The 432-nt window shown below is 56.0% G+C and carries 1 protein-coding gene; it reads left to right on the top strand.

The window, feature by feature from the left end; all coding sequences use genetic code 11:
- A partial coding sequence (locus EN780_RS39595; RefSeq protein WP_189557205.1) for a hypothetical protein occupies window positions 1-432 on the top strand: 432 nt, incomplete at both ends.

The raw sequence follows: 432 nt of genomic DNA, 5'->3' as shown, positions 1-432 counted from the left end.
TACATATCTTGCCCAGACTCATGCGCAGTTGCCTCCCAATGCTTCTGACGCCGAGATTATTCGCCAGGCACGCAGTGACGCATTCGACTTCGTTGTCCAACTCGCTGAGAAGGGCCCGGCATATGAGAGTTTGTTGCGGGCCGTCGCCTTGGCAACGACAAATTCCACCGGTGCCTCTGATACGGAACTTTCGTTCATCATCAATGGCGGCGATGAGGAGCCCGGGCTGGTGCCAGAATTGGGAGTCTGGAGTTTTTCTGGAGATACGCCTCCGCTTCCCCAATATGGCGTGGAGCCTTCATTTACAGAAGATCAGATGGCAGCACTCAATGCCTTGCAGCGTCGGCGTGTCGTAGATGAGGTCGGCGATTTAACCTTGTTTTCTCATCCCTACCTTCGCGCTGGCGCGCAGGCGCTCCTCAGAGGGGACAC

The organism is Mesorhizobium sp. M4B.F.Ca.ET.089.01.1.1 (genome assembly GCF_004022605.1).
In the GTDB taxonomy this organism is placed as follows: Bacteria; Pseudomonadota; Alphaproteobacteria; order Rhizobiales; family Rhizobiaceae; genus Mesorhizobium; species Mesorhizobium abyssinicae.
This window is presented reverse-complemented; position numbering and strand designations above follow the sequence as displayed.